Annotated in this window: 24 protein-coding genes; 5 read left to right on the top strand and 19 right to left on the bottom strand. The window is 64.8% G+C overall.

The features are described from left to right. Nucleotides 1-36 precede the first annotated feature (36 nt). Together AC4D2W_RS06760 and AC4D2W_RS06755 are read left to right on the top strand one after the other, a co-directional pair. The gene (locus tag AC4D2W_RS06760) at nt 37-1,305 is read left to right on the top strand and encodes an ABC transporter ATP-binding protein (protein WP_490926155.1); all 1,269 of its coding nucleotides are present in this window, start codon (nt 37-39) and stop codon (nt 1,303-1,305) included. Between the two features lie 96 nt (nt 1,306-1,401). Further along, nucleotides 1,402-2,385: a hypothetical protein gene (locus AC4D2W_RS06755; protein WP_490926154.1), complete on the top strand. Its 984-nt coding sequence runs from the start codon at nt 1,402-1,404 to the stop codon at nt 2,383-2,385. 84 nt (nt 2,386-2,469) lie between these two features. Here the strand turns inward: AC4D2W_RS06755 and AC4D2W_RS06750 are convergent, their stop codons facing one another. The 10 genes from AC4D2W_RS06750 to AC4D2W_RS06705 all read right to left on the bottom strand — a co-directional run bounded on the left by AC4D2W_RS06750 (nt 2,470) and on the right by AC4D2W_RS06705 (nt 12,672). Beyond that, entirely contained in the window at nt 2,470-4,449 is a 1,980-nt protein-coding gene (locus AC4D2W_RS06750) for an NHL domain-containing thioredoxin family protein (protein ID WP_490926153.1), read from the bottom strand. Further along, nucleotides 4,449-6,476 (bottom strand): bifunctional copper resistance protein CopD/cytochrome c oxidase assembly protein, encoded by a 2,028-nt coding sequence (locus AC4D2W_RS06745; RefSeq protein WP_490926808.1) that lies wholly within the window; start codon nt 6,474-6,476, stop codon nt 4,449-4,451. Before AC4D2W_RS06745 ends, AC4D2W_RS06750 begins: the two co-directional genes overlap by 1 nt. Before the next feature lie 218 nt (nt 6,477-6,694). Beyond that, nucleotides 6,695-6,982: an HU family DNA-binding protein gene (locus tag AC4D2W_RS06740; protein ID WP_104053170.1), complete on the bottom strand. Its 288-nt coding sequence runs from the start codon at nt 6,980-6,982 to the stop codon at nt 6,695-6,697. Between the two features lie 288 nt (nt 6,983-7,270). Continuing rightward, nucleotides 7,271-7,576: a 30S ribosomal protein S14 gene (rpsN, locus tag AC4D2W_RS06735; RefSeq protein WP_400930857.1), complete on the bottom strand. Its 306-nt coding sequence runs from the start codon at nt 7,574-7,576 to the stop codon at nt 7,271-7,273. Nucleotides 7,577-7,578: 2 nt separating this feature from the next. Further along, complete coding sequence (rpmG, locus tag AC4D2W_RS06730) at nt 7,579-7,746, bottom strand: 50S ribosomal protein L33 (protein ID WP_013602737.1); 168 nt, start codon at nt 7,744-7,746, stop codon at nt 7,579-7,581. Then, nucleotides 7,746-7,982 carry a 50S ribosomal protein L28 gene (gene rpmB, locus AC4D2W_RS06725; protein WP_104053173.1) on the bottom strand — a complete coding sequence of 79 codons (237 nt, stop codon included), beginning with the start codon at nt 7,980-7,982 and terminating at the stop codon, nt 7,746-7,748. The genes rpmG and rpmB overlap by 1 nt, the downstream gene beginning before the upstream one ends. Nucleotides 7,983-8,372: 390 nt before the next feature. Next, nucleotides 8,373-9,521 (bottom strand): glucose-1-phosphate adenylyltransferase family protein, encoded by a 1,149-nt coding sequence (locus AC4D2W_RS06720; RefSeq protein ID WP_490926152.1) that lies wholly within the window; start codon nt 9,519-9,521, stop codon nt 8,373-8,375. Nucleotides 9,522-9,571: 50 nt separating this feature from the next. Beyond that, on the bottom strand, nt 9,572-10,087 hold the full coding sequence (locus tag AC4D2W_RS06715) for a MarR family winged helix-turn-helix transcriptional regulator (protein WP_490926151.1): 516 nt from the start codon (nt 10,085-10,087) through the stop codon (nt 9,572-9,574). 65 nt (nt 10,088-10,152) lie between these two features. Then, nucleotides 10,153-11,652 carry an MFS transporter gene (locus tag AC4D2W_RS06710; protein ID WP_490926150.1) on the bottom strand — a complete coding sequence of 500 codons (1,500 nt, stop codon included), beginning with the start codon at nt 11,650-11,652 and terminating at the stop codon, nt 10,153-10,155. Between the two features lie 240 nt (nt 11,653-11,892). Further along, nucleotides 11,893-12,672 (bottom strand): SGNH/GDSL hydrolase family protein, encoded by a 780-nt coding sequence (locus AC4D2W_RS06705; RefSeq protein ID WP_490926149.1) that lies wholly within the window; start codon nt 12,670-12,672, stop codon nt 11,893-11,895. Between the two features lie 105 nt (nt 12,673-12,777). Here AC4D2W_RS06705 and AC4D2W_RS06700 point away from each other — a divergent pair, with 105 nt between their 5' ends. Then, nucleotides 12,778-13,743, top strand: coding sequence for a diacylglycerol/lipid kinase family protein (locus tag AC4D2W_RS06700; RefSeq protein ID WP_490926148.1), 966 nt, complete (start codon nt 12,778-12,780; stop codon nt 13,741-13,743). An 81-nt stretch (nt 13,744-13,824) separates the two neighbouring features. Here AC4D2W_RS06700 and AC4D2W_RS06695 read toward each other — a convergent pair whose 3' ends face one another. The 6 genes from AC4D2W_RS06695 to AC4D2W_RS06670 all read right to left on the bottom strand — a co-directional run bounded on the left by AC4D2W_RS06695 (nt 13,825) and on the right by AC4D2W_RS06670 (nt 20,105). Further along, entirely contained in the window at nt 13,825-14,571 is a 747-nt protein-coding gene (locus AC4D2W_RS06695) for a M23 family metallopeptidase (RefSeq protein WP_490926147.1), read from the bottom strand. A gap of 205 nt (nt 14,572-14,776) precedes the next feature. Further along, on the bottom strand, nt 14,777-15,757 hold the full coding sequence (locus AC4D2W_RS06690; RefSeq protein WP_490926807.1) for a siderophore-interacting protein: 981 nt from the start codon (nt 15,755-15,757) through the stop codon (nt 14,777-14,779). A 74-nt stretch (nt 15,758-15,831) separates the two neighbouring features. After that, a complete protein-coding gene (locus AC4D2W_RS06685) occupies nt 15,832-16,743 on the bottom strand; it encodes an ABC transporter ATP-binding protein (protein WP_490926146.1) in 912 nt (303 codons plus the stop codon). Between the two features lies 1 nt (nt 16,744). Then, nucleotides 16,745-17,758: a FecCD family ABC transporter permease gene (locus AC4D2W_RS06680; protein WP_490926806.1), complete on the bottom strand. Its 1,014-nt coding sequence runs from the start codon at nt 17,756-17,758 to the stop codon at nt 16,745-16,747. Between the two features lie 77 nt (nt 17,759-17,835). Further along, the gene (locus AC4D2W_RS06675; RefSeq protein WP_490926805.1) at nt 17,836-18,855 is read right to left on the bottom strand and encodes a FecCD family ABC transporter permease; all 1,020 of its coding nucleotides are present in this window, start codon (nt 18,853-18,855) and stop codon (nt 17,836-17,838) included. Between the two features lie 191 nt (nt 18,856-19,046). Next, entirely contained in the window at nt 19,047-20,105 is a 1,059-nt protein-coding gene (locus AC4D2W_RS06670; RefSeq protein ID WP_490926145.1) for a glutathione S-transferase family protein, read from the bottom strand. Nucleotides 20,106-20,259: 154 nt separating this feature from the next. Here AC4D2W_RS06670 and AC4D2W_RS06665 point away from each other — a divergent pair, with 154 nt between their 5' ends. Further along, entirely contained in the window at nt 20,260-21,297 is a 1,038-nt protein-coding gene (locus tag AC4D2W_RS06665; protein WP_490926144.1) for an NAD-dependent epimerase/dehydratase family protein, read from the top strand. On the opposite strand, the gene AC4D2W_RS06660 is transcribed toward AC4D2W_RS06665, so the two are convergent. Then, a complete protein-coding gene (locus AC4D2W_RS06660) occupies nt 21,263-22,216 on the bottom strand; it encodes an NAD(P)/FAD-dependent oxidoreductase (RefSeq protein WP_490926142.1) in 954 nt (317 codons plus the stop codon). The two genes, AC4D2W_RS06665 and AC4D2W_RS06660, sit on opposite strands and share 35 nt — an antisense overlap. A gap of 66 nt (nt 22,217-22,282) precedes the next feature. Between AC4D2W_RS06660 and AC4D2W_RS06655 the strand changes: the two genes are divergently transcribed. Next, nucleotides 22,283-23,599 carry an APC family permease gene (locus AC4D2W_RS06655; RefSeq protein WP_490926141.1) on the top strand — a complete coding sequence of 439 codons (1,317 nt, stop codon included), beginning with the start codon at nt 22,283-22,285 and terminating at the stop codon, nt 23,597-23,599. A gap of 93 nt (nt 23,600-23,692) precedes the next feature. Here AC4D2W_RS06655 and AC4D2W_RS06650 read toward each other — a convergent pair whose 3' ends face one another. Further along, nucleotides 23,693-24,766 (bottom strand): YihY/virulence factor BrkB family protein, encoded by a 1,074-nt coding sequence (locus AC4D2W_RS06650; RefSeq protein ID WP_490926139.1) that lies wholly within the window; start codon nt 24,764-24,766, stop codon nt 23,693-23,695. A gap of 105 nt (nt 24,767-24,871) precedes the next feature. Further along, entirely contained in the window at nt 24,872-25,183 is a 312-nt protein-coding gene (locus AC4D2W_RS06645; protein WP_490926138.1) for a PRC-barrel domain-containing protein, read from the bottom strand. Nucleotides 25,184-25,207 lie beyond the last annotated feature (24 nt).

The following is a 25,207-nucleotide window of genomic DNA, read 5'->3' as shown; positions in this document are numbered from 1 at the left end:
TTCCTTTCGTCCGGTCGAAGAAAAGGATTTACTCTCATGGCATCGATCACCCTCAACCACCTCGTCAAGAAGTACGGAGACGGTTTCCCGGCCGTCAATGACGTCACCCTGGACATTGCGGATGGTGAGTTCATCATCCTCGTTGGCCCCTCCGGCTGCGGAAAATCCACGCTGCTGCGGATGATTGTCGGCTTGGAGGACATTACGTCCGGAGACCTGCTGATCAACGGGCAGCGCGTGAATGACAAAGCGCCCCGGGACCGCAACCTGGCCATGGTGTTCCAGAACTACGCCCTGTATCCGCACCTGACGGTGTACGAGAACATCGCATTCCCGCTTCGTCTGGCCAAGGGGAAGTACACCGACGAGCAGGTGAACAAACTGGTACGGGATGCCGCCGCCACATTGGAACTGACGGAGCATCTGGACCGCAAGCCCGCCAACCTCTCGGGCGGCCAGCGGCAGCGGGTTGCCATGGGGCGCGCAATCGTCCGCCAGGCGGATGCCTTCCTCTTTGACGAGCCGCTGTCCAACCTGGACGCCAAGCTCCGCGGACAGATGCGCTCGGAGATCTCCCAGATGCAGCGCCGTCTGGGCGTCACCAGCGTCTACGTGACCCACGACCAGACCGAGGCCATGACCCTGGGTGACCGGGTTGCCGTGCTGAAGAAGGGCATCCTGCAGCAGGTTGCCTCTCCCCGTGAGCTGTACGAGCAGCCCATCAACCTCTTCGTGGCAGGCTTTATCGGTTCACCGTCAATGAACTTCCTGCCGGCGACGCTGGACGGCAACATCCTGCGGACGGCGGTGGGCGACCTCACGATTCCAGCGGCGAAGGCAGAGAAGGCAGCCGGCAAGAAGATTGTGCTCGTGGGCCTGCGACCGGAATTCTTCGAGGATGCCAATTTTGTGGACGAGGCCAAGCGTCCGCACGGATCGCATTTCACGGCTCCGATCAGCCATACCGAATGGCTGGGCAACGAGCAGTACGGATACATTCCCTTCCACCCGGACCCCGAGGTGAAGGAACTGCTGGACAACCTGGCCCGGGACATGGACGCCGACGAGCTGCGCCCGCAGATCGTCGTCACGCTGGACGCCGCTTCCCGGATCCGCGGCGGCCGCGACGCCGAACTGTGGCTGGATACCCGCAAGGTGCATCTGTTTGATCCGGAAACCGGAGATAACCTGACCCGTGACGCACGTGCCGGAGCGGAGCTGACCGAGGAAGCGAACGCCGCACGGGCTGAAGAAATTGCCATGGCCCGTGAGAATGATGCGGTTACGAGCGGCGCCGATTCGTAGCAGCCGCACAATGAAATCCCGGGCCGGCGGAATTGCCGCTGGTCCGGGCTTTCAATGTTCCGGCCTGCATGCCTTTAGCCCGGTATTGTTTGAGCAGTGCACGGAACAACTCCAGTAATCAAGGCGGTGGCCACCTGGCTGCTCGCGGTAATGCTCACCATCGGGGCTGCTGCGGTAGTTATCCATTTCGTCAACGCCGATGTTTACGGACCGGAGCAACAGGTGGTCAGCTACCTTGAGGCGCTGCAGGAGGGCGACGGAGAGCGCGCACTGGGTCTGCTGGGCGCCAAGGTCCCGAACTCCAACGCAGTTCTTTTGGATGACGCCGGACTGTTGGCTTCCACAGCCGGTTTGCAGGTCCTGGACGTTTCAGAGGCGGCCCGCTCGGCAAACGACCGGGCGGATGTCCGGGCCAGGTACACACTGGGCGGTGAAGAACGGGAGAGCAGCTTCCGCCTCACCCGCACGGATAAGCAGTGGCTGTTCTTTGACCGCTGGTCCTTTGCCCCCTCCACGCTCCCCACGGTGACCGTGACGGCGGCCAGCCAGCGGGAAGCCACCGTCAACGGCGTCCGGGTTGCCCTGCCCGCCGAAACCACCACCTTCGCAGCCTTCTACCCCGCCCGGGTGGAGGCGTCCTACACCTCGGAGTTCCTGGCCGCACCTGCGACATCGGGGATTGTGGGTTCTCCCGCGGACACCGTTGACTTGGTTCTGTCCACGGAGGCAACCGAGGCCCTGAAGAGCGCGGTGGATGCAGAGGTTCGGGATTTCCTTGACGGCTGCACCAGCGCGCGGGACCGCCTCGCTCCCCCGGGCTGCCCCTTCTTCCACTTCACCGACAATCAGGTACAGCCGCCCATTGTCTGGGAAATCACGGAGTATCCCACCGTGGACATCAGGAACGTCGCCGGCAAATGGGTCCTCTCACCGCTGAACGGGAAGGCCCGGCTCACCGCCACGCAGACCGACCTTTTCAGCGGTGTGAAGAGTCCGCTGACGGTGGAAAAAGAGTTCAGCTTTGCGGCCCGGCTGTCCATGGGCTCCGGCGAAGTCACCGTCATTCCCCTCATCGACTGATCCCACGGCCGCGAGATAGCAGAAACGGCGCTTCCCAGCCCTGGGAAGCGCCGTTTCTGCTGTTTCGGCGGGAGGGAGGAGCGGCTAGTCGAGCCCGCGCAGGTCCAGGGTCAGCGCCGTGTCTCCGGCGGCGTCAATCGTCACCGGGATGCCCCAGTCCTGCTGGTACATGTGGCAGGCCGCGTGATCCGGGATTTCCCCGCCGGGCTCGCCGTCGCAGGCCGCCGCCCGGGCGGTGATGTGCAGGACACCGCCGGCAACGGAGTCCGACAGCACCAGCTCACGGGTCAGGCCGGTGGAGGTTCCGCCGCCCGAAACCAGCAGCTCCTCCGGGGACGAGGAGATTTTCAGCTGCGTGGGATCGCCCCAGCGGTCATCGAGCTTCTGGCCCTTCGGCGCGGCAAACCGGACGGACAGGCCCACCGGACCGGCCGCCATGGGACTGGCCGGGCGCTGCGTCTGGCGCGCTCCCTCGTCCACCGACTGTGCTTCCTTGGGGATTGCCACGCGTACCAGTTCGTGCTTGTTGGCTTCCACCACCACCAGCAACGGCTCTCCGGTGGTGGTGTCCACCAGGACGCCGGAAGGCTCCGACAGTCCGCGGGCAAGGGTTGATACGGTCTGCGTCACCGGGTCATAGCGGCGGACCGCACCGTTGTAGGTATCAGCGATCGCCACGGAGCCGTCCGGCAGCACTGCAACACCCAGCGGGTGCTGCAGCCGCGCTTCACCGGCGGCGCCGTCGCGGAAACCGAAATCGAACAGCCCGGCGCCGACGGCGGTGCTGACGGATACCCGGGTGTCGCCGTCGTCGCCGTTGAAGCTCAGCCGGCGCACTGCCGATGTTTCGGAGTCGGCCACCCAGATGTTGCCGGCAGCATCTTCGGCAAGGCCGGAGGACTGGGCAAACCAGGCCTCGCTGCCGTCTCCGTCCAGCAGGCCTTCCAGCCCGGTCCCGGCAAGGATGCCCACCGCGCCGGTGAGCGGATCAAAGGTGAAGATCTGATGGGTGCCGGCCATGGCCACCACCAGCCGTCCCAGCACCGTGGACCAGGTGAGGTCCCACGGAGAGGACAGTGAAATCTCCAGCGCATCGGTCCCGAGGAGTGCCGGTACGGTTTCCGTCCCGGCCACACCGCCCGGAGCCGCTGTGCGGGACTCGGAAGGATGATCATCACCCGGAGTGCGCTTTGCCTGGTTTCCGGCGTCCAGGAGGCGCTGAACACCGTTTCCGGCCACGGTGGTCACCATCCCGGAGGACAGGGACACCCCGCGCAGGCGGTGGTTAACCGTGTCCGCGACGACGACGTCGTACCCCGCCTGCTCGGCCACGGCGGCCGGCAGGACTGCCACGCCCTGGGGTTCATTGAAGCGTGCGGTCTCGGCAGTGCCGTCGCGCCAGCCCTTGGTGCCGTCGCCGATCACGGTCCGTACCGTAGTGAGGTCTGATTCCAGTTCCACCAGCCGGTGGTGGCCGGTGTCAGCGACGAGGAAGCTCCCGCCCGGCAGCGGAACTGCCTTGCCGGGGAAACGCAGGTTCCCGGCAGTGGGCTCGGCCGGCACGTACGGACCGTCGCCGCGGTGCAGGGTGCCCTTGGCCTCGTGTTCGGCTACGAGCTCGCTGACCAGGGATTCCAGGCCTGCCGCGTGGCCTTCGCCGGAGAGGTTGGCCACGATGTAGCCCTCGGGGTCCAGGACCACCAGGGTGGGCCAGGCGCGTGCGGCGTAGGCCTGCCAGGTAAGCAGCTCGGGGTCATCCAGGACCGGGTGGTGGATCTCATAGCGCTCCACGGCCGCTGCGAGGGCCACGGGATCCGCTTCGTGCTCAAACTTGGGCGAGTGGACGCCCACGGTCACCAGGACGTCGGAGAACTTCTCCTCCAGCGGCCGGAGCTCGTCCAGGACGTGAAGGCAGTTGATGCAGCAGAAAGTCCAAAAATCCAGGAGGACGATCTTTCCGCGCAGGTCTTCCAGCCCAAGCTGGCGGCCGCCGGTGTTGAGCCAGTTGCGGCCCTCAAGCGCTGAGCCTCGCACCCGGTATCCGGCACGCACGGTTTCAGTCATTAACGATCTCCTTCAGAGCTGCTGGCATCCCGCTTGGCCAGATTGGCGAACATATCGTTGTAAGCATTCAGCTCAGCATCATTATTCCGCTCGGCCGCCCGGTCTTTACGCCGTGTTTCGCGGGCGTCCGTCCGTGACCACTGCAGCGCGACGCCGATCGCCACCATGACGGTGGGAATTTCACCCAGTCCCCACATGATCGATCCGCCCAGCTGCTGGTCCTCAAGGACGCCCAGCCCCCAGTCCCGGCCCATGTTCCCGAAGTAGGAGGCTTCGATCAGCGAAGTGCCGCCCATCACCGCCACCCCGAAGAAAGCGTGGAAGGCCATCGTGGCCAGCAGGATGACCAGGCGCAGCGGATACGGTGCCCGGTAAGGCAGCGGATCGATGCCGATCATGGTCAGGACAAAGATGTATCCGGTCAGCAGGAAGTGGACCACCATCAGCTCGTGGCCCACGTGCTGGCGCAGGGCAAAGCCGAACAGCTCGGAGTAGTAGAAGATCACAATGGAGCCGGCAAAGTTCACCGCCGCGAAGATGGGGTTGGTGACCAGCTTGGAGAACCAGGAGTGCACCCCGACGAGGATCCATTCGCGGATGCCGCGGGTGCCGTCTCCGCGCGGGGTCAGCGCCTTCAGTGCCAGGGTCACCGGGGCTCCGAGGACCAGGAACAGCGGAATGACCATGGTCAGGGACATGTGGGCCAGCATGTGGGTGCTGAACAGGACCATGCCGTAGACGGCGGGAGCACCGGAAGTGACGTAGGTGAGTCCGGCCAGACCCACCAGCCAGCACAGGCCGCGGACCACGGACCAGGAGTCGCCGCGGCGCCGGACCTTGATCATGCCGGCAATGTAAGCGACAGCCAAAGTCAGCACAATCGCCACCCACAGCCAGTCCCAGCGCCACTCGGTGAGGTAGCGCTGAGTCGTCAGTTCCGGCGGAAGGTCGTAGCCGGTGAGGATGCGTGCCGGAGAGGCATCCGTCGGGAGTTCCTCCGGCCGCGGCGTTGCGGTGCGGCCCAGGGCCACTGCCACACCCGAGACGGCGGCCATGATCAGCAGTTCCACGCCTATCAGCTGCCAAAGGATGCGCTGGGCACCCTTCGACCGCGGTCCGCCGTATTCGCTGGATCCGGCCGCGGAGCCGGGAACCTTGGCCGGCAGCTGCGGAATAACCCAGCGGCGGTGGAGGAACCCGATGACGCCCAGGATCAGGGTCGCCGCTGCCTTGAAGATCACCAGTTGCCCCCACTCGGAGTTCAGCTGGGACAGTGACGTGATGCGCAGCGAGGCGTTCACGATGCCTGAAAGGAAGACCAGTACGAAGGCAAAACCAGCCAGCGCGGAGTAGCGGCGCAGCACCACTCCGGTGATGGGGCCAAGCTGGCGTGAAATGACGGCGAGCACAATGAGCCCGCCGATCCACAGGCAGACTCCGGCCAGATGCAGGCCAATCGAGTTCACGGCTGCGCTGTGGTCGTCGCCGCCGGCCGAGTGGCCCACCAGGGCAATGGGAACAATGGCCCCGAAAGCGAGCACGGCCGTGGCCGCCAGGGCGTTCAGGGACCGCACGCCGAAGCACAGGGTGGTTACCACTGCCGCAATGATGCTTACGGCCAGCCAGGCGCGGCCGGTGGAAAAGTCAGTAAGGAATGATCCCAGCCCCTGCGTGTAGGTGGCGTCCGCGCTCAGCGGCAGCCCGGAGACGTCCGAGTAGGTGAACAGCAGCACCGCCACGGCGGACAGCGTCCAGACGCCGGATGCGACCCCTGCCAGCGACATCGCCCTGGCAAAGGCCGGATGCTCCGGTTCATCCGCCCGGACCTTGCGGGCACGGGAGAGCTTCAGGGATTTCGGCAGGATGGCCACTGCAAACACCAGCGAGCCGATGACCGCTGCCATGGCACCGTTCTGCACGGCCTTGGCAACGGGCAGGGCCCAGCGGGTCAGCGCACCGGGATCGGAAAGCTCCTGCGCCGCGGCGGCACCGGAGAAAAGCAGCGCAGCCGTCAGCGCGAGGATCATGACGGCGGCGGCGGCAGCCAGCCAGCCGTTGCGGACGGCAGGGGCGGCCTGCGGAGCGCCGGGGGCCGGGCGGGTGTTCTTCGCCGTCCGCTCGGCGCCAGCGGTATCGGTGTTGGCAGTTTTAGGCACGTTACCTATTCTCTACCCGCGGTAGAAATTTGGGCGAATTGCGCAAAAAAGGCCGGCGCCCCCAGGCGCCGGCCTTGCCTCCGGAGAGGTTACTTCTTGGTGGAGACGGCAGCCTTCAGCTTGGAGCCGGCAGTCAGCTTGACGCTGTGGCCGGCGGGGATCTGAATGGTTTCGCCGGTCTGCGGGTTGCGGCCGGTGCGGGCAGCGCGGTCAGTGCGCTCGACTGCGAGCCATCCGGGGATGGTGATCTTCTCGCCGTTGGCAACAGAGGTTGCGAAGATGTCGAAGACAGCGTCAAGAACGCCGTTCACTGCGGTCTGGCTGTTGCCGGACTTCTCTGCGACTGCGGCAACAAGTTCACTGCGGTTCATAGCCAATTTATGTCCTCCTGGACTAGGTGTTAGCTCGAGCGGATCACGGATGCGAAACCGCCACTGTTGGAAAACTTACCAGTCCGACCCGGAAAATCAGGAAAAATCCGCTGTTTTTAGCGGTTTTTTCCGCTTTTAGCCCACAAACCGGTGCCATTTTCCCCTTCCGGCCTTCTAGTCTGCTTCCCAGCAACGGCGCGGAATTTGCGTTCCTCACCCAGCCGGGGGCCCGGACGCGCAAAAAGGGCGGCAACCCGAAGGTTGCCGCCCTTTTCAAAGCGGGATAAGCAGTGCTTACCAGCTGGACTTCTTGACGCCCGGCAGTTCGCCTGCGTGGGCCATGTTGCGGAAACGCACGCGCGAGATACCGAACTTCTGGAGGGTACCGCGGGGGCGGCCGTCAATCTGGTCGCGGTTGCGAAGGCGAACCGGGGAAGCGTTGCGCGGCAGCTTCTGCAGGCCGAGGCGTGCAGCTTCGCGGGCTTCGTCGGTAGCGTTGGCGTCTACCAGGGTCTTCTTCAGTTCGAGGCGCTTTGCAGCGTAGCGCTCAACAACGACCTTGCGCTGCTCGTTGCGGGCAATCTTGGACTTCTTTGCCATTCTTAGCGCTCCTCACGGAATTCGACGTGCTGGCGGATCTTCGGGTCGTACTTCTTCAGGACCATGCGGTCCGGGTCGTTACGACGGTTCTTGCGGGTCACGTAGGTGTACCCGGTGCCGGCGGTCGACTTCAGCTTGATGATCGGACGTACGTCCTTGTCCTTAGCCACTAGAGCTTCACACCCTTCGCGATAAGGTCAGTGATGACGGCGTCGATACCGCGCACGTCGATCGTCTTGATGCCGCGGGCCGAAACCTGCAGCGTCACGTTGCGGCGCAGGGACGGAACCCAGTAGCGCTTCTTCTGAATATTCGGGTCGAACCGACGCTTGTTGCGGCGGTGCGAGTGCGAAATGCTGTGACCAAAGCCGGGGATGGCTCCGGTTACCTGGCAATAAGCTGCCATGATCTCTCCTCCAGTTGTAGTAAATATGACGGTCCTCAAAAAACAGACACAAGGCCAAAGCGCCTAAGCACCTGCCATAAAGAGCGTCCCGCCACCAGTTTTGACACCGTTATTACTGCGACTTTCCGGAGGTTGACCTGGCGGGGTGAGATCCAGCCGAAGTGCCTCGCCGCGGGGAAGACGGTGAAGTTCAGGATGCCAAGCAGTATCTGCCGGGACAGCCTTCAATTCTAGGTTTATACGGGTGGCCGCGCAAATGTCCATTGTCCCTCTGTGGAAGCGGGCCCTCTGAACACAGGCGCAACTTAACGCCTCTCCATCCTAGGGGCAACCCGGCTTTCATTCAAACCGGGGGGATACTGTACCCGGCAAAGGTGCCTGACCTCACCCTCAGGACGACGACGACGGCTTTTCCACCGCTCCGTCCGCCCCGACAACCACCACCGCAGCATCCGGATCCAGCTCTGCGCCGTTCAGTTCGGTGCCGCCGCCGATCACGGCGCCGGCATCCACGATCGCGTTGCGGAGCTTAGCCCCGGAGCGGATCCGCACGTCGCCCAGAATCACGCAGTTTTCCACCTCGGCACCGGCTTCCACCAGGGAACCGGGGCCCAGGACGCTGCGGCGGACGCTGCCCTCCACCCGGGAGCCCGGTGCGAGCAGGCTGCTGGACACCCTGGCGCCTTCGCCGGCGAAACCCGGCAGCCGGCGCGGTGCCGCGCTGAGGATCGGCCACCGCGGGTCATCAAAGTTCAACCCCCGGCCGTCAATGAGGTCCATGTGCCCCTGGTGGTAGCTGCGCGGTGTGCCCATGTCCCGCCAGTAGCTGTCCAACCGGTGTTCGGCTACTTTTTCGGTCTGGACCAGGTAGGGAATCAACTGGTCGCCATAGTCTTCCAGCCGGCCGTCCCTCTCCATCAGGTCATCCATGGCCTGCAGCAAAACGTTGGCGTCATAGAGGAAAATCTCCGCGGCGACGAGGTCAGACTTCGGGTTCTCCGGCTTGTACTCAAATCCGGTGACCATGCCGTCCTCCACCTGCACCACCCCGTGGTCGGAGGGATTATGGCGAATCTTCGTGGTCACCACCGTGAGCGCAGCTTTGGTCCGCTCGTGGGTGTCCAGGACATCCCGGTAATCGAGCCGGTAGAGGTGGTCCGCGCTCAGGACGAGGACCAGGTCCGGATCATATTCCCGGATGTAGTCGGCCTGCCGGTACAGGGCGTCTGCGTTGCCATCGGAAAAACCTTCACCCTCGCCGCCCTGGTAGGGCGGCAGGACCCGCAGGCCTCCGTTGGTTCGGTCCAGGTCCCAGGGACGGCCGCTGACCAGATGGTCGTTGAGGGATTTCGGCTTGTACTGCTCCACAATCCAGACGTCGGTCAGGCCGCTGTTGTGCAGATTGGACAACGGAACGTCAATCAGCCGATAGGAACCGGCGACTGGCATGGCCGGCTTGGCACGGTGGTCGGTGAGCGCACCGAGGCGCCCGCCTGTTCCGCCGGCAAGGATGATGGTCAGAATTCGGGGGGCGTGCATGGGGGATTACCTCTCGAAGGGGACGGTAGTCTCTCTGCTGTCCTTCAAGGCTAACAAATGCCGCTATCCGGATTGTTGTCCTCAACGATGCTGTTGCCCGGCTCAATCCGGCTCAGGATGCGGCGGCCAATGCGTTCAAGGTCCGCCACATCCCGCGCGTCCAGTCCGTCAAAGACAAGGTTCCGCACCGAACGGACGTGATCGGGAGCGAGCTGCTCCAGGGCCGCCATGCCCTCGTCCGTCAGAGATGCGGTCGTGACGCGCGCATCATCCGGAGACGGAGAGCGTTCCATCCAGCCGCGGCCTTCCAACTTCTTGACCACATGCGAAAGCCTGGACAGTGATGCGTTGGACCGGGCGGCCAATTCGCTCATCGGCAGGTTACGGTCGGGAGCCTCGGACGTCATAGCCAGGACATGGTAGTCGAAGAGCGTGATCCGGGACCGCTTGAACAGCTCAGCGTCCAGCGTGGGATTGAGCCGTGTGGCCAAGGCGTACAGCGCGAGCCACGCCCGCCGTTCGTCGGAGGACAACCAGCGGACGGGGGTTGGCTCGCTTGTGTTCATGCTGCCATTCTCCCATGCGTGGTTGAGCCTTCAATGAAGGGCGGACGCGGCTCCCGCTGTCTCTGCTATTTGTCGGAAACGGCGGCTACGGTGTCGAACGGCAGGGAATCGACGTCGAGCCGGGGGTTTTCGTCCTGGGTCGCCACCAGTTCCCGGGCCTCGGCGGGCGTGTCCACGCTGGGCATGGAGCCGGGCATGGGCCGGTTGGCGGATTCACGCATGACGTAGACCGCCACGGCGCCGACCACGGACGTTGCCATCAGCCAGAATGCCGGCATCAGGTCGTTGTCCGTCAGGTTGATCAGACCCTGCATAATCAGCGGCGCAGTGCCGCCGAAGATTGCCACCGCGAAGTTGTAGGAGATGCCCATGGCTCCGTAACGGCTTGCCGTGGTGAACAGGGCCGGAAGCGCGGAGGCAAGGTTGGAGACGTAGAACGTTACGGGCACGGCCAGCAGCACCAGCCCCAGCAGGGTGGACCAGACCGGGCCCATGGCGATCAGCAGGAACGCCGGGACCGCCAGCACAATGGTGGAACCTGCACCCATCAGCAGCACCGGACGGCGGCCAATGCGGTCCGACAGCTTTCCGCACAGCGGAATGCACAGTGCCATCAGCACCAGGACGGGGATGGTCAGGAGCGTACCGTGCAGCGGATCGTATCCCATGGAATCCGTGAGGTAGGACGGCATGTAGGACGTGAGGGTGTAGCCCACGGTGTTGGCAGCGGCAACGAGCACCATGGCCACCAGGATCGGGCGCCAGTAGAGGCCGATCATGGCCAGGGTGCCGGGAGGTGCCGTTTCACTCTGGGGATTGCCTGAAGCCGCATTTTCTTCCTGCGCATCCAGGGTTGCCTGGAACGCCGGGGATTCTTCGATCTTCAGCCGGAAGTACACGGCAATCAGCCCCAGCGGGCCGGCGATGAGGAACGGAATGCGCCAGCCCCAATCCAGCATGGTTTCCTCGCTGAGGGAGAGCTGCATGATGGAGACCACGCCGGCACCGAGGGCGAACCCCATGTAGCTCCCCAGGTCCAGGATGCTGGAGAGGTAGCCGCGGCGCTTGTCCGAGGCGTATTCCGTGACAAAGGTAGTGGCACCGGCATACTCGCCGCCCGTGGAGAAACCCTGGATGAGCTTCATCAGGATCAGCAGGACCGGAGCCCACATGCCGATCTGGTCGTATCCGGGCAAGAGTCCGATCACGAAGGTGGAAGCTGCCATCATGATCAGCGTCACGGCAAGGATCTTTTGGCGGCCCAGCCGGTCACCGAGGCGGCCGAATACGACTCCGCCCAGGGGTCGGGCCAGGAAGGTGGCAGCAAAAACGCCAAGACTGAAGATCAGCTGGGCGGAGGCGTCAGCCTCGGAAAGGAAAACGGCGCCCATGGTGACGGCAAGGTAGCCGTAGACACCAATATCGAACCATTCCATGGTGTTGCCGACAACGGTGCCGCCAACGGCTTTTTTCATCATCGATTTGTCGACGACGTTCACGTCATCGACCTTCAGTCGCCGGCGCCTGAGGGCAGGACGGCGCACGGTGGGTGCATCTTTAGGCATGGTGGCTTTCTTTCCTAGAAGTCAGCTGCGTGTATCGGAAGCAACCGGCCATACGCCGTCAAAAAGGCGTCAGCAGACCATCAAGTTTAGGAAAAACAGCGGGGGTTGCCGAATCATCAGCACGCCTGGACCGAATTGAGTGCACTCATTCGGAGGCAAAACTCCACGAATTTACTGGGCTGGCAGGGAATTCTGTGAAACACCTCACCATAACCATTTTCAGCCCGTTAAAAACCCGATTCAGGAGCGCACGGGAACCGGCAGATGCACCGGAACCGGGTACTTGGGCGAGAGGTTGTCCCCTGAGGAGACCCCCCGCAGCCGGCGGCCCACCCACGGCCCCAGATACTGCTTGGCCCACCGGGCGTCCCGGCGCAGCTGATCCGCCCGGGTCCGGGCCGGCAGCTTGTCCAGCTCCGGCACATCAATGGCATCCGTGTACCGCAGGACCTCAAGGACTTTCTTGGCGGTAAGCATGTGTCCGGCGGGGGACATGTGCAGCCGGTCGACGTCCCAGTACCTTTCGTCCTGCAGTTCCTTCATCCGCCAGTAATCCACCAGTTCCGCACCGCGGCGGTCAACGGCTTCCCGCACCAGCTCGTTGTACAGGGCCGTACGTCCCCTGGTGGCCCCGAAGACGGGGGCGCGGCCGGAGTCGAACCCGGTGAACACGAGCACAGCGGCACCGGAGGCGCGCAGGGCCGCTATGCCGGCGTCGTACGCGTCCAGCAGGGCATCAATGTCCACTTTGGGCCGCAGGATGTCATTACCACCGGCGTACAGGGTCACCAGCGTGGGCTCCAGGGCGAGGGCGGCGTCGATCTGCTCCGCGAGCACCTGGTGGAGTTTCTTGCCGCGGATTGCCAGGTTGGCGTATCCCCAGGACTCGTCGGCAAGGATCAGCTGTTCGGCCACGCGGTCCGCCCAGCCCCGCACGCCGTTGGGGCGGGAATCATCCCAGTCCCCCACACCTTCAGTGAAAGAGTCGCCCAGGGCAACGTATCGAGAAGTAAAAGTCACTCCCACAGGGTACAAGCCGATTCACCACTTTCCGCATCCGCCCCGGGCCGGCGCCAAGGCGGATTAGACTCTGAACAAGCCGTACCGCAGCAATCAAAGGAACCCATGGCCAGCTCATCTGCCCAAAAGCGCCAGCGTGTCGCCGTCATCGTCAATCCCATCAAGAAAACGGATGTGGACATCCGCGCCCTGGTGGACGGAATCTGCCGGGACGAAGGCTGGGACGAGCCGCTCTGGCTGGAGACTACTGCGGAGGATCCCGGCCGCGGCATGGCTCGCCAGGCGCTGGAAGCCGGCGTTGATCTGGTGATTGCCGCCGGAGGTGACGGCACGGTGCGCTGCGTCGCCGCGGAGCTGACGGGTACGGATACTCCCCTGGGCCTGCTTCCCCTGGGAACGGGAAACCTGCTGGCCCGGAACCTGGACATTGCCGTGGATGATCCGGCAGCCGCCGTCACGGCCGCCCTGACCGGAACTGACCGCAATATCGACGTCGTCCACGTCACCCTGGACCGGGCGCTGAAAGGCGATGTCTTCCTGGTCATGGCCGGTCTTGGCTATGACGCGGCCCTCATGGGCGACACGAATGATGCGCTCAAGGACCAGGTCGGCTGGCTGGCTTACGTGGATGCCGGCATCCGCAACCTGCCCGGCAAACCCGTCAAGAGCACCATCCGGATGGACGGCGGGAAGGAAATTCACGGCTATCCGCGCAGCGTCATGGGCGGGAACTGCGGAAAGATCATGGGCGGACTTGAAATCTTCCCCGGCGCCCGGATTGATGACGGGCTGCTGGACATCATGACCATGGCCCCCAAGGGCCGGCTTGGCTGGCTCGGCGTGGTGGCCGGCCTGCTGCGCCGGGGCAAGGGCAAGCAGGCGTCGGTGGAGTATTACCAGTGCAAGGAAGCGGAAATCTTCACGGAAATTCCGCAGGAGTTTGAGGTCGACGGCGACAACCTGGGTAAGGCTTCCCACGTGGCCTTCCGGGTGGATCCCAGCGCGCTCCGGGTCCGCATGCCGCACGGACCCAAGGATCCTGCCATCCTCAGCAACCCGCAGGTCCAGTAAACGCCGGAGCCGGCCCCGAATGCGGGGCCGGCTCCGTGCGTATATGCAGTTTCAGGAATGTGCCTGTGAGGCAGGCGCAGCCTAGAGTCCCAGCCAGACAGCGGGATCCTGGTATTCCTCGTTCAACAGCACTTCAAAGTGCAGGTGCGGGCCGGTCGAGTTCCCGGTGCTGCCAACGGCGCCGATCACTTCGTTGAAGCCCACTTCCTGGCCCACCTCAACCCAGATTTCGTTGAGGTGGTTGTAGGTGGTCTGGACGCCGTCTCCGTGGTCCACCACAATCCGCAGGCCCCCGTACTGGTGGTACTCCGCGTAAACCACGGTCCCCGGGGCGGTGGACTTCACCGGGGTACCCAGAGCGGCGCCGAAGTCGATTCCGGTGTGCCATTCCAGGGCACCGTTGCCCAGCAGCGGGTTCTCCCGCCAGCCGAACGGAGACGTCACGCGCAGGGAGTCCAGGGGTACGGAGGCGGCTTCCTCTGCCGGTTCAGCCGCAGGTTCCGGAGCCGGTTCCGCAGCCGGTTCAGCCGCCGGTTCCGGGGCCGGTTCCGCAGCCGGAGCTTCCTCCGCCGGCGGAGCAGGCTGGGCGTTCTCTTCAGGGGCCGGCTGTGCCGGAGCCAGATCCGTCACTATTGCTGTCCGGTCCAGGGCCAGTGCGTTCTGGGACGCTTCAGCGGTCCCCAGAACCACCGAGCCCAGTGCGAGCACTGTGCCCGCGCTCAGGGCACAGGTCCTGCGGACCGGGTCGGACATCCGGTGCGGATTCAGCTGCGTTGCCAGATCCGAAACGCGTTCCCGGAGTTCGGACAGAAAGTGCGGGGTCTGCAATGAGTATTTCGTAATCCATCACCTCTGAGCAGTTGTCGGCCAAGGGGTAGTGAAAGGCAAAATCTCTATGAGGCGGGAGCCCTGCTCCCAGCGGTTTTAACTTTAAGACCGGGCACGGGCCAATTACACAAAAATGTGAGCAATTACCGGACCCTCGCAGATCCGCGTCACAGCGGAGCTTTCCGGCAGCGGCAGGCCTAAAGCACTACGACTCGGCGCGCCCGCTGCGCCAATACCCCATGAACGCAACCTGTTTCCGGTCGATTCCGGCTTCGGTGACCAAGTAGCGGCGCAGCCCGCGGACCACTGCGGCTTCGCCGGCAATCCAGGCATAGAACGGCAGCGCCCCTGACGGGGTATGCGGGTTCGGCGTTCCCTGCACCGCTGCCGGAGTCAGCCGCTGCGGGGTCTCCCAGAGGATGGTTTCATCCACGTTGACGTCTTCAATCTGCGGCCGGGGCGGCACCGGAGCTCCGTCCACGGAAGCCCAGCCCGGCAGGACGACGGCGTTGCGGACGGCGGCCTCGAGCAGTTCGCCGTGCGGCCGCGCGCCGCGGGGCAGCCAGGTCACCTCCACGGCGGATTCCGTGGATACCGGCTGCTCGTCGGTTCCGGAGGGAACCTCCAACAGCGCGTGCCCGGTGATATCTGCGGGCAGGGATTCCAAGATTGCGGTGATGGCCGGAACTGCGGTTTCATCCCCGGCGAGCAGAATGTGGCGTGCCATGCCCGGCCGCCATTCAATGCCGCCGTAAGACTCCGCGGTGACGCAGTGGGCAGCGTTGGGGCCAATAATGCTGACCCGGTCCCCGGGTTTCGCGTCGGCGGCCCAGCTGGAGGCAGGACCACCCCGTCCCTGCTCATCGAAGTGCAGGACAAAATCCACGTCGATTTCGGGTTCCCCACCGGAGCAGCGGGCTGCCCGGACCGTGTAGGTCCGCATGGAACCCCTGACGGCCGCATCCAGCTGCAGCCAGTTCCGGTACCAGGAGGTGTCGCTGCAGTCGAACTCCGGCACGGGGATCTGCCGGCCGTCGGCGCCGATGGAGGGAACCACCACTTTGATCCGCAGGTCATGGGTCAGCCCCTGCACGCCGAATTCCGCCAGGCAGGACCCTGCAAAGGTGATGCGCTGGAAGTTTTCGCTGAGCCGCTGGATCCGGCGTACTTCCACATCGAAGCACATCACGGCTCCCGCACTTGAGGCACGGCGGGCCTTGCGGGGTGCCGCAGTTGCTCCGGTGCGGATATTGACCTGCGTCACGATGCGGCCTCCAGGCGGGTTTCTGATTCGGGTTCGGGGCGGGCGTCCTGCGGGTTGGGCAGATAGCCCACGGGTTTAGGCGGTTCGGTCTCCGCACGCGGACGCGCATGGTGACGGCCGAGCGGCACCACCATGGGGGTTCCGGAGACCGGATCTTCAATGACCCGGGATTCAAGGCCAAATACGTCGCGGACCAGGTCCTCGGTCAGGATGTCCGCCGGCGCACCCTGGGCAGCAATGGAGCCGGACTTCATGGCGATCAGGTGATCTGCGTACCGGGCGGCAAGGTTCAGGTCATGCAGGACGATTGCCACAGTGGTGCCCGCCCGGCGGTTGAGGTCCGTGACCAAATCCAGCACCTCAATCTGATGGGTGACATCCAAGAAGGTGGTGGGCTCATCCAGCAGCAGGATCTCCGTCTCCTGGGCCAGGGCCATGGCAATCCACACCCGCTGGCGCTGGCCGCCGGAAAGCTCGTCCACGTTGCGTTCAGCCAGGTCCAAGGTTCCGGTGGCTTCCAGCGCGGCGGCGACGGCGTCATCGTCGTCCGGCGTCCACTGGCGGAACCATCCCTGGTGCGGATAGCGTCCCCGCCCCACCAGGTCGGCCACGGTGATGCCGTCCGGTGCGGTGGGCGTCTGGGGCAGCAGGCCAAGCGTGCGGGCCACCTCTCGGGCGGGCCGGGCATGGATGTCGCGGCCGCCCAGCAGCACGACGCCGCCGGCCGGCTTGAGCAGGCGTGACATGCCCCGCAGCAGAGTGGATTTTCCGCAGGCATTGGCCCCGACGATGATCGTGATCCGGCCGGCGGGCAGAGTGACGGACAATCCATCCACCACCACACGCTCGCCATAGGAAAGCACCAGATCCCGGGCACTCAGGGTGTTGTCGTTGGGTTTTGTGCCCATCTCAGCCTCCTCGGCCTACGCGGTTGGCGGTGACCAGCAGCCACAGCAGGAACGGGGCGCCGAGGGCACCGGTCACTACCCCCACGGGCAGTGATATTCCGGGTACCAGATTGGCTCCGGCAAAATCGGCCGCAAGAACGATCACCGCTCCCACCAGGGCTGATACGGCGAGGGAGTTGCGCCCGCCCAGCAGCCGGCGCGCAATAGGCCCGGAGAGGAACGCGATGAAGGAGATCGGCCCGGCAGCAGCGGTGGCCACGGCAGCCAGTGCCACTCCGGCGGCGAGCAGGCCCAGCCGTGACGCTTCCACCCGCACGCCCAGGCCTGCCGCTGTGTCATCACCGAGTTCAAGTCCGCGCAGCTGCCGCGCCAGGACCGCAGCCGCGGGGAGCAGGACGACCAATGCCGCGGCCAGGGGAACGGCACGGTCCCAGCTGCTGGAGTTCAGGGAACCGTTCAGCCAGATCAGCGCCTGGGAGGCAGTCCGCACGTCGGTGCGCGTCATCAGGAAGGTCACGATGGACTGCATGACGGCCGCGAACCCGATGCCCACCAGGATCAGCCGGTAACCGGCCGCGGCGCCGCGGCGGGACAGCAGGTAGATGGCCAGCGCCACCACCAGTGCCCCGCACAGGGCAGCCAGCGAAACCGTGCTCCCGGCGGCACCGAAAACCACAATGGCCGTTACTGCGCTGGCGCTGGCACCGTAGCTGATGCCGATGATGTCCGGGCTGGCGAGCGGATTGCGCAGCATGGTCTGGAAGATGCTGCCGGAAATCCCGAACGCGGCGCCCACCATGAGGCCGATGACCGCCCGCGGGAGCTTGCTCTCCATCACGATGAAGGTGGCGCCGGGAATCTGTTCCCCGCCAAGGATCCGGAAAAAATCCGGGATGGTGACGGTGTAGGTTCCCAGCAGGATGCTGACGGCAAAAAGGATGAGGACGGCGGCGGCCAGGACCGCGGTTACGGTGCGGCCGCGGCGGAGGGACCGGCGGCGGGCCGCCCGGACCAGGGCCGCTGCGGGCCCGGCATCCGTACGCCTGCGGGCACCGGATCCCCCCGGCGTTCCCGCCTGCTTCAGCAGCGCGCTCACAGTTGGGCCTGCTTCCGGCTGCGGACCAGCCAGATGAAGACCGGGGCGCCGATGATTGCGGTCATGACTCCCACGGGAACTTCACCGGGGGGCAGCACCAGACGGCCGATGATGTCCGCCGCGATCAGCAGCACCGGTGCCAGGACCAGGGAAAAGGGAAGGATCCACCGGTAGTCCGGGCCGGTCAGGGAGCGGACCATGTGCGGGATAACCAGCCCCACAAAACCAATGGGTCCGACGGCGGCCGTGGCGGCGCCGCACAACAGCACCACTCCCAGCGCAGTGACTGCGCGGCTGAGGCCCACCCGCTGCCCCAGTCCGCGGGCCAGGTCATCACCCAAAGACAACCCGTTCAGTGCCCGGCCTGCGCACAGGGTAATGACGGCACCAACCGCCAGGAAGGGAGCGACGGCGGTGATGACGTCCCAGCCCCGGCCGGAGAGGCTGCCCGCCTGCCAGAACCGGAAGATGTCCAGCGTCTGCTGGCTGGAGACCAGCACTGCGCTCATCAGTGAACCGAGTCCGGCGGACAGTGCGGCACCGGCCAGGGCAAGTTTCACCGGAGTGGCTCCCTCCCGGCCCAGACTCGCCACGGTATAGACCAGGACGGCGGCCAGTGCCGCCCCCGCCAGCGCAAACCAGACGTATCCGAGGAAGGTGGAAACACCGAAGCCGTAGATGCCGAGCACCACAAAGAACGCCGCCCCGGCATTGACGCCAAGAATCCCGGGATCCGCCAGCGGATTTCGTGCCACGCCCTGCATGGCGGCACCGGCGAGTCCCAGCGCTCCTCCGGCCAGCAGACCGAGCACGGTGCGGGGAATCCGGGACAGGACCACCGCGTGGTCGCCGTTCGCCGGGTCGTTGGCGGTCAGGGCGTCAATGACGGTTCCGAAGGGAAGAGCGCGGGCCCCGAAGGCAACCGATGCCAGGCAGGCCAGCGCCAGCAGACCGAGGGAGGCGGCCAGCAGGGCCAGCCGGCGGCCGTTCCGGGCAGGCCCTGACGGGGACGGCACTTGCCGCGCCGGCGCCCCGGACCGAATGTTCTGCGGTGCCGGTGCGGGGGAGCTGATGTTCACGCCCACGGCGGCACCTCCTTAAGACGGAATGGTCTTAAGTAAGGCTAACCTACGGTCGCGGCGCTTAAGAAACATTTCTGTGCCCTATTACCGTCCGGCTGACGTAATAGCCGCAGGACCGGTTGGACTCAGAGTGCTCCATGCCCCGGAGCGACCTCTTCACCCTCGCGCACCGGTCCCGGAGGCGTTCCGTCGCCGAACGGCCGGCCGCCGAGCTGCTCGCGGTGGTGTTCGGTCAGCCAGCCGGACAGATCCGGGCCCTTGGGCACGATCCCGGTGGGGTTGATGTCTTCGTGGACGATGTAATAGTGGGCTTTGATCTGCTCAAAATCCACGGTGTCCCCGAAGCCCGGCGTCTGGAAGAGATCCCGGGCGTAGCCCCAGAGGTTCGGCATTTCCGTGAGCTTGTTCCGGTTGCACTTGAAGTGGCCGTGATAGACCGCGTCAAACCGCACCAAGGTGGTGAAGAGGCGGACATCGGCCTCGGTGATCGTATCCCCGACAAGGTAGCGCTGGCGGGAGAGCCGGTCCTCGAGCCAGTCCATTGCCGCCCACAGGCGGTCGTAGGCGGCGTCGTACGCTTCCTGGGATCCGGCGAAGCCGCAGCGGTAAACACCGTTGTTGATCTCGGTGAAGACGCGCTTGTTGACGGCACGCATCTCCTCCATGTGCTCCGCCGGCAGCAGGTCCGGGGCTCCCTCGCGGTGGAAGTCCTTCCACTGCGTGGAGAAGTCCTCGGTAATCTGCGGGAAATTGTTGGTCACCACGGCGCCGCTGGGAATGTCCACGATGGCCGGAACGGTAATGCCGCGGCTGTATCCGGGCGTGCGCCTGAAAAAGGCTTCCTGCAGGCGCTCAATACCCAGCACGGGATCCCTGCCGTCCGGATCCAGGTCGAAAGTCCAGCTGCGGGCATCGTGGGTTGGCCCGGGAGTTCCCAGCGAGATGGCGTCTTCCAGGCCAAGGAGCCGGCGCACAATGATGGTCCGGTTGGCCCAGGGGCAGGCCCGGGCAGCGATCAGCCGGTACCGCCCCGCTTCCACCGGATAGCCGTCGCTGCCGTCGCGCGTGATCCGCGTTTCGATGTAGTTGGTGTCCCGGGTGTATTCCGTTCCGCCGGTGACATACGCTCCGCGCGTGCTGAACTCCGAGCCGTTGTCCTGGTCTGTTGCAGTGCTGTCAGCCATGGGATTTCCCGTTCTGGTGCGTGCTTCGTTCTGGTACTCAACCCTAACGGCGCCAATCGGTCCTGCATTCCCTGCTCCGCCGCCCGACTCACCGGTAGAGTCGAAGACAGCGCCAGCCGTATCCCATCACCATCAGCCGGAGGAATTGAGCCACATGCGAGTAGCTGTTATCGGAGCAACCGGAAATGTTGGCACAGCCCTGCTGCGGCGGCTGGCACAGGCCCGCGGTGAACGCGGAGGGGACCTGGAAATTGTGGGCATTGCGCGCAGGGTGCCCGACACCAGCGCCCCGCCGTACGACGGCGTCCAGTGGCACAGCATCGATATCGCCACCGGTGAGGGCCGCGAGAAGCTGACGGAGGCACTGAGGGGAGCCGACGCCGTCGTCCATCTTGCCTGGGCCATCCAGCCCAACCATGACGAGGCGGAGCTGCACCGCATCAACGTGCACGGAACTGAAAACGCGCTGGCGGCAGCAGCGGCGGCAGGAGTGCGCCAGTTTGTCTGCGCCTCCTCCGTGGGGGCCTACTCCCCTGCACCCAAGGACCGGCTCACCGACGAGTCCTGGCCGGCACGCGGTATCGCCAGCTCGCACTACAGCCGGCACAAGGGCGAGCAGGAAGCACTGCTGGACGCGTTTGAGCGTGAGTACCCCGAGATCCCCGTGGCCCGGCTTCGTCCGGGCCTGATCTTCTCGTCGGACGCCGGAAACGAAATCGGCAATTACTTCCTGGGGCCACTGGTTCCAAAATTCATCCTGAACAAGCTCAGCCTGCCGCTGATCCCCCTGCCGCAGGAGTTTTCCTTCCAGATTGTCCACGCCGATGACATGGCAGATGCCTACTGGCGGGTGCTGGACCAGCGCGCCGAGGGCGCCTTCAACATTGCCGCGGATCCGGTGATCACTCCGGAGATCCTCGCCGGGGTGCTCGGCGCCCGGCGCCTGCTGAACATTCCGGTGAAACTGGTGCGCGCCGTCGTCGGCCTGACCTGGGCTGCGCACCTGCAGCGCACCGATCCGGGCTGGATCGACATGGCTGCCGGCGCGCCGATCATGGACACCTCGCGGGCGCGGGAGGTTTTGGGCTGGAACCCGCGCCGCACCTCCGTTGAATCGCTGAAGTTTGTTCTGGACGGACTGACCCGGGGTGAAGGGGTCAAAGGCTCACCGCTTCTCGCTCCGCGGCGCTGAGCGCAGCCCGGACGTCCTCTTCCAGCAGCTCCGCGTTCAGGCCAACCGCAAGGCGGTAGGCGTCCCCGGCAGCAGCCACCACCTGGCTGGAAGGATCGGTGACGTTGCCAACGGCCCAGATGCCGTAGGCGCCGGTCCGCCCGGCGGCGTCGGTTTCCAGGCAGCCGTCGGCATCCCGGCGGCACCCCGGAACCGACCACGGCAACGGGTCCACCGAGGCGCCGGGTTCACAAAACACGGCCCGGCAATCCAGCTGCCGCCCGTCTGCCAGTGCCACGCCCGTGAGGGCATCATCATGCACCAGCAGGTTCTCCGCGGTGCCCTCCACGATCTGAACGCCCATGGCCGTCAGGGACCGGACATCCTCCGCCGTCAGGTCCAGTCCCTCCTGGACGAGCAGCGTCACCTCTGACGAAAAGCTGCGGACCAGGAATGTCTGCTGCACCGAGGACGGGCTTGAACCCAAGACAATCAGCGGACGGTCCGCCACCTCCCAGCCGTGGCAGTAGGGGCACTGCAGCAGGTCCTTGCCCCAGCGCTCCCGTGCCCCGGAGACCTCCGGCAGGACATCCCGCAGCCCGGTGGCAATGACCACGTGCCGGCCGCGCAGCACCCTTCCGTCTGCCAGCTTCACCGACCGGTCCGGCTGCAGCTGCGTGGCCTGCCCGGACAATACGTCCACGTCATACCGTTCCAGGTCGGAGCGGCACAGCTCCAGCAGATAGTCCGGAGCAACGCCGTCGCGGGAGGGAAAGCCGTGAACATGGTCGGCGGGAGAATTGCGGGGATGGCCCGCGTCGATCACCGCCACCTTGCGGCGGGCACGTCCGAGCACGGTGGCCGCCGTCAGGCCGGCGATTCCTCCGCCAATAATCACCACGTCATAGCGGGCAGCGGGGGCAGCAGAAGCAACAGTCATAATTCCTTTGTACAACAGATTTCGGGAAATAGTCAGCAGGCTTACTTTTGTCATAAAATTGCTCCCATGGACAACAGCACACAGGCCTCATCAGGCTCCAAACTCAAACAGGGGATCACCGGTCCCATGCTGTATCTCTTCATCCTGGGGGATGTTCTGGGAGCGGGAATCTACGCTCTGGTGGGCGAGGTCTCCGGCGAAGTCGGCGGCGCCGTGTGGGTGCCGCTTGCAGTGGCCCTGCTCCTGGCGCTGCTCACGGCTTCCTCCTATGCGGAACTGGTCACCAAGTATCCCCAGGCCGGCGGAGCAGCGGTTTTTGCCGCACGCGCCTTCAAACGCCCTGCCGTTTCCTTCCTGGTGGGGTACTGCATGCTGGCGGCCGGGGTCACCAGCGCCGCCGGGCTGTCCCTGGCGTTTAGCGGCGACTACCTGTCGCCGTTCCTGGACGTGCCGCCGGTGCCCACGGCCATTGTCTTCCTGCTCCTCATCGCCCTGCTCAACGCGCGGGGAATTTCCGAGTCCGTGCGCAGCAATGTGGTGATGACGGTTATCGAACTCTCCGGCCTGATCCTCGTGATTGTGCTGGTGGCGTTCATGGTGGGCCGCGGAGACGGTCACACCGAGCAGATCACGCAATTCACCGACGGTGTCAACCCCGCAACGGCCGTCCTGGGCGCATCGGTGATCGCGTACTACTCCTTCGTGGGCTTTGAAGTGTCCGCCAATGTTGCCGAAGAGGTCCGCGACGTCAGCCGCGTCTATCCGAGGGCACTCTTCGGGGCTCTGCTGACGGCCGGAGTGGTGTACGTGCTGATCGGCCTGGCGGCTGCGTCCGCCCTGCCCACAGAAGACCTGGCCGATTCCAGCGGACCGCTGCTGGACGTGGTCAGCGCCACCGGATACGGCGTACCGGATTGGCTGTTCAGCCTGATTGCACTGGTAGCCGTTGCCAACGGCGCCCTGCTGACCATGATCATGTCCAGCCGCCTGACCTACGGAATGGCCGAACAGGGCCTGTTCCCCGGGGTCTTCGCCAAGGTCCTGCCGAACCGCAAGACGCCCTGGGTGGCCATCATTGCCACCACGGCCGTCGCCATGATCCTGACGATGACCGGCGAGCTGGCCTCACTGGCTGAAACCGTGGTGCTGCTCCTGCTCTTTGTCTTTCTGAGCACCAACATCTCTGTCATTGTTCTGCGGAAGGACGAGGTGGACCATAAGCACTTCCGCGCCCCCCTGGTACTGCCCTACCTCGCCATTGCCTCCTGCATCCTGCTGCTGGCCCAGCAGTCCGGGGCGGTGTGGCTGCGGGCCGGAATCCTGCTCGCCCTCGGCGTGATCCTGTACTTTGTGCGCCGGGTGGTTAAGGCCAAGCAGCACTAGCCGCAGCAAATCCACAAGAGGCCGGCCCCGAGCGTTCAAGCTCGGGGTCGGCCTCTTGTGGAGTCAGCTAACGCAGGATGGCTGCGTTGTCAGCTAGCGCAGGTCGTCGTCGTAATCCTTGCCCGCGTGCTGCTGGCGCAGCTCGCGGCCCTGCTCAATGTCCTTTTCCATCTGTTCCTGGCGCTTGTCGATCTGGCGCGTGTCACGCGGGGGAAGCTGGACGGACTCCTCGGCCTGGATTCCGGCCTGCAGTTCGCGTCCGCGCTCCACCTCGGCGTCGAACTCGGCACCGAACAGCAGCGACACGTTAGCCAGCCAGAGCCACAGCAGAAGCACGATCACGCCACCAATGGCGCCGTACGTGGCGTTGTAGTTGCCGAAGTTTGCCACGTAGAAGCTAAAGCCCAGCGTGACGATCCCCAGCACGATCAGTGCGATGAAAGCACCCATGCTCATCCAGCGGAATTTGGGCTGCTTCACGTTGGGGGTGGCGTAGTACAGAATGGCCACGAGCAAAACGGCGAAGACCAGCATCACTGGCCATTTGGCGATGTTCCAGACCATGACAGCCTCGGAGCCGAGCCCAATAAAGTTGCCCAGCGTTTCGGCAACCGGGCCGCTGAGCACCAGCATCATCAGCAGTGCGGCAACCAGCAGGATGAGGATCAGGGTCACCAGGAGCTGGGTCGGCAGCAGCTTCCAGGCCGGCCGTCCCTCCTCCACTTCGTAGATGCGGTTCATGGACCGGCCAAAGGCTTTGACGTAGCCGGAGGCGGACCAAAGGGCGCCGACAATACCGACGATCAGCGCGAGTCCGGCGCTGCTCGAGGACGTCAGCTGTTTGATGGGGCCCTCCAGGACGTCCACGGCGCTGCCGGGGGCGAATTCCTTGAGAAGGTCCAGCATGGCGTTGGTGGTGCTCTCAGCCTGCCCCACCAGTCCAAGAATCGACACCAGCGCCAGCAGTGCCGGGAAGAGTGCCAGGACCGTGTAGTACGTCAGTGCCGCAGCGAGGTCGGTGCACTGGTCCTTGCTGAACTCGCGGAGCGTCTTCCGTGCAATGTACTTCCAGCTGGGCTTGGTGACCTCTGCCGGGCTGTCCGGTTTGCTCGCGTCGTCCGGGCTGGGAGCCGTTTGGGCCCCTTCCCGATTGTCCTGCTGTGCCATCAAGGCCTCCTGGATCCATTGGAATACTGGCTTTCATCCTATTGGTAAGTGTGCTTACTCCCAAAGGACCTACTTGTATGGATCCGGTTCCTGCGGCCGCCGGAGTCAAAACTTTTTGTAGTAGTCAGTCAGCAGCATCTCTTCCTCCGCGCTGAGGGCGCTGTCGGGGTCCACCTGCGGTGAGTCATCCACGGCCTGCAGGGTGTAGTTCACGTAGATGTCTTCGCCGTCGCGCCGGGCGCCGGCCAACGGAACAAAGTGCTGGCGCGTTTCAAAGAGCCCGAGCGCCACCGTAATCCACTCGGGGGCACCGGTTGCGCGATCCAGATGCACCTCGCCCACAAGTCCCAGCCGTTCACCGTCCTTGGCCCACACGGTGGAACCCTGAAGTTCGTGGACCACAAATTCATCAGCCATTGCTGCACCCCTCTTCAGTGCCCG

It is taken from the genome of Arthrobacter sp. TJ-58 (genome assembly GCF_058269295.1).
This window is presented reverse-complemented; position numbering and strand designations above follow the sequence as displayed.

Excerpts from the sequence above, each read along its gene's own strand:
- AC4D2W_RS06760 (WP_490926155.1), top strand. The coding sequence starts at position 37 with ATGGCATCGATCACCCTCAACCACCTCGTCAAGAAGTACGGAGACGGT.
- AC4D2W_RS06750 (WP_490926153.1), bottom strand. The coding sequence starts at position 4,449 with ATGACTGAAACCGTGCGTGCCGGATACCGGGTGCGAGGCTCAGCGCTT.
- AC4D2W_RS06745 (WP_490926808.1), bottom strand. The coding sequence starts at position 6,476 with ATGATCCTCGCGCTGACGGCTGCGCTGCTTTTCTCCGGTGCCGCCGCG.
- rpsN (WP_400930857.1), bottom strand. The coding sequence starts at position 7,576 with ATGGCAAAGAAGTCCAAGATTGCCCGCAACGAGCAGCGCAAGGTCGTT.
- rpmB (WP_104053173.1), bottom strand. The coding sequence starts at position 7,982 with ATGGCAGCTTATTGCCAGGTAACCGGAGCCATCCCCGGCTTTGGTCAC.
- AC4D2W_RS06720 (WP_490926152.1), bottom strand. The coding sequence starts at position 9,521 with ATGCACGCCCCCCGAATTCTGACCATCATCCTTGCCGGCGGAACAGGC.
- AC4D2W_RS06715 (WP_490926151.1), bottom strand. The coding sequence starts at position 10,087 with ATGAACACAAGCGAGCCAACCCCCGTCCGCTGGTTGTCCTCCGACGAA.
- AC4D2W_RS06710 (WP_490926150.1), bottom strand. The coding sequence starts at position 11,652 with ATGCCTAAAGATGCACCCACCGTGCGCCGTCCTGCCCTCAGGCGCCGG.
- AC4D2W_RS06700 (WP_490926148.1), top strand. The coding sequence starts at position 12,778 with ATGGCCAGCTCATCTGCCCAAAAGCGCCAGCGTGTCGCCGTCATCGTC.
- AC4D2W_RS06690 (WP_490926807.1), bottom strand. The coding sequence starts at position 15,757 with ATGTGCTTCGATGTGGAAGTACGCCGGATCCAGCGGCTCAGCGAAAAC.
- AC4D2W_RS06685 (WP_490926146.1), bottom strand. The coding sequence starts at position 16,743 with ATGGGCACAAAACCCAACGACAACACCCTGAGTGCCCGGGATCTGGTG.
- AC4D2W_RS06670 (WP_490926145.1), bottom strand. The coding sequence starts at position 20,105 with ATGGCTGACAGCACTGCAACAGACCAGGACAACGGCTCGGAGTTCAGC.
- AC4D2W_RS06665 (WP_490926144.1), top strand. The coding sequence starts at position 20,260 with ATGCGAGTAGCTGTTATCGGAGCAACCGGAAATGTTGGCACAGCCCTG.
- AC4D2W_RS06660 (WP_490926142.1), bottom strand. The coding sequence starts at position 22,216 with ATGACTGTTGCTTCTGCTGCCCCCGCTGCCCGCTATGACGTGGTGATT.
- AC4D2W_RS06655 (WP_490926141.1), top strand. The coding sequence starts at position 22,283 with ATGGACAACAGCACACAGGCCTCATCAGGCTCCAAACTCAAACAGGGG.
- AC4D2W_RS06650 (WP_490926139.1), bottom strand. The coding sequence starts at position 24,766 with ATGGCACAGCAGGACAATCGGGAAGGGGCCCAAACGGCTCCCAGCCCG.
- AC4D2W_RS06645 (WP_490926138.1), bottom strand. The coding sequence starts at position 25,183 with ATGGCTGATGAATTTGTGGTCCACGAACTTCAGGGTTCCACCGTGTGG.